Raw genomic sequence first — 2,454 nt, forward strand, 5'->3', positions numbered from 1 at the left:
CTGCCGGCACATTGGGCGGGCCCGACGCGACCGGTGAGGTCGGCGGGTCGAGGGCGAGGCCGAGGTCGAGGACGTGGGGGGCCGGGAGGGTCCGGCGCGTACTGCTCGCCCTGGTTGTCGCTGTCGCGGTCGTCGCGCCCCTCTCCGCCTTCGCGCGTCCCCGGATACCCGCCCCGGCACCCGCGGTGCTCGCACCGATAACGGCGGGGACGCTGGACGAGGCGTACGAGGCGAATCGTGCGAACGCCGCGGAGGCGGCGCGCATGGCCGCGGCCAACGGCGACCGGAAGCGGGCCGAGGCGGACCGGTCCATGGGCGCGAGCTCCCGGCAGTTCCTCGCCTTCGACGGGCGCGGCACCGGACAGGCCGTCGAGGTCTTCGGCGACCTGGCGCACGCCGACCGCGTGGCCGTCCTGGTCCCGGGTTCCGACACGACGCTGGACACGTACGACCGCTTCCGCGCGGGTGCGACGGCCCTGATGGACGAGGTTGGGACCTGGTCCTCCGGGGGCGGGCACGGTAAGCGCATCGCACGCGCCATAGGTACCGCACGCGCCACACATGCCGCACGCGCCACACATACCGCTGTCGTCTCCTGGCTCGGCTACGAAACCCCGCGCACCATCAGCACGACCGTGCTCACCACCGGCAGGGCCGAGTCCGCGGCGCCCCGCCTGGAGGCGTTCGTACGGGAGCTGCGCGGGCTGGTCGGCCAGGACGCCCGTATCTCCCTGCTCTGCCACTCGTACGGCTCGGTCGTGTGCGCCCGCGCGGCGGAGCGCGCGGGCGGCACGGACAGCACGGGTGGCGCGGACCGCCAAGGCACCGGACTCCAGGGGGAGGCCCGCGTGGACGACATCGTTTTCGTCGGCAGCCCGGGCACCGGAGCGGACAGTGCCACCGCGCTGCACACATCGGCACGCGTGTGGGCGGCGCGGGGCTCCGGCGACTGGATCGCGGACGTCCCGCACGCCGACGCCGACTTCTTCGGCACCACCGTCGGCTTCGGTACCGACCCCGTCTCCCCGGCCTTCGGTGCCCGCGTCTTCGCGGCGGGCGACGGCGGCCACAGCGACTACTTCCGCCCGGGCTCCGTCTCCCTCGACAACCTCGCCCGGATCGTCCTCGGCGACACCTCGGAGGTGACCCGTGCGTGAGTCAGCCACACCGCTTCGGTCGGTGATCCATCAGAGTCGGTACACCACAGCGACAGTGGGCCGGGGGGCCCGACCCCGGGACACCTCGGTGCTCCGCCGCATCCGCACCATGGCCGGTCGCCTCGACGCGGCCACCCCCTCGGACAGGGACCGGGCGGTCGACGCGCTGCGGACCTTGGCGATCCTCGGCGTCGTCCTGGGGCACTGGCTGGTGACCGCACTGGTCGCGGACGGTGGCGCGCTGCGCACCGCAAGCCCGCTGCGGGACATGCCCTGGCTCGCGCCGATCTCGTGGGTCTTCCAGACACTGGCCGTTTTCTTCCTGGTGGGCGGCCATGTGGCGACGAAGGGCTACACGTCGGCACGCACGCGCGGGACCACATACGGGGAGTGGCTGCGCACCCGGCTGAGCCGCCTGTTCCATCCGGTCGCGGCCCTCCTCGTCCTCTGGGCGGTGACCACGGCCGGCCTGCTCGCGACGGGCGTGGGCATGGACACGGTACACACGCTGCTGAAGCTGGCGCTGTCCCCGCTGTGGTTCCTGCTGGTCTTCGCCGCGCTGACGGCGGCGACCCCGCTGCTGATGCGGCTCAACCCGCTGTGGCCGCTGGCCGTCGTCCTCCACGTGGACCTCATACGCTTCGGTCTCGGCGGCCCGTCCTGGCTCGGCTGGGTGAACCTGGCGGCGGGCTGGCTGGTCCCGTACACGCTGGGCGCGGCCTGGACGCGCGGCGAGCTGGACCGCCGCCGCGCGGGCTGGCTGCTGCTCGCCGGCGGCGGGGTGGCGACGGTGGTCCTGGTCACCTGGGCCGGTTACCCGACGTCGATGGTCGGCGTCCCCGGCGCCGCGGTGTCGAACCTCAACCCGCCCACCCTGGCCGCCGTCACCTTCGGCCTGGCCCAGTGCGGCCTCGCGCTGCTGCTGCGCGCACCCCTGCGCCGGGCGATGCGGCGCCCCATGGCCTGGGCGGCGGTGGCCCTCGTCAACCTGTCCGCCATGACCGTGTTCCTCTGGCACCAGACGGCCCTGATGGCGACCACCGCCACCGGTCTGGCCGTGGGCCGCCTCCCGGGTCTGCACACCGCTCCGGAGAGCCTGGAGTGGATGGCTGTCCGCGTGGCCTGGCTGCCGGTGTTCGCCCTCGTGCTCATGGTTTGCTGGGCGGCGTTCCACGGCTACGAGAAGGGCGGCCACTCGCGCGCCGCGCGGGGCTCGCGGGTGGTGCGGGTCCAGCGGCCGTCGGAAACGGCGCGGGACGGGGCGGCACGCCATGCCTAGGGTGGCGGGGGCGAGGGG

Annotated in this window: 2 protein-coding genes; both read left to right on the forward strand. The window is 74.2% G+C overall.

The window, feature by feature from the left end:
* The first annotated feature begins 11 nt into the window (after positions 1 to 11).
* Entirely contained in the window at positions 12 to 1,157 is a 1,146-nt protein-coding gene (locus FPZ41_RS46095) for an alpha/beta hydrolase (protein WP_152870826.1), read from the forward strand.
* 109 nt (positions 1,158 to 1,266) lie between these two features.
* On the forward strand, positions 1,267 to 2,436 hold the full coding sequence (locus FPZ41_RS46100; protein ID WP_152870827.1) for an acyltransferase family protein: 1,170 nt from the start codon (positions 1,267 to 1,269) through the stop codon (positions 2,434 to 2,436).
* Positions 2,437 to 2,454 lie beyond the last annotated feature (18 nt).

Source organism: Streptomyces acidicola (assembly GCF_009377235.1).
Lineage (GTDB): Bacteria > Actinomycetota > Actinomycetes > Streptomycetales > Streptomycetaceae > Streptomyces > Streptomyces acidicola.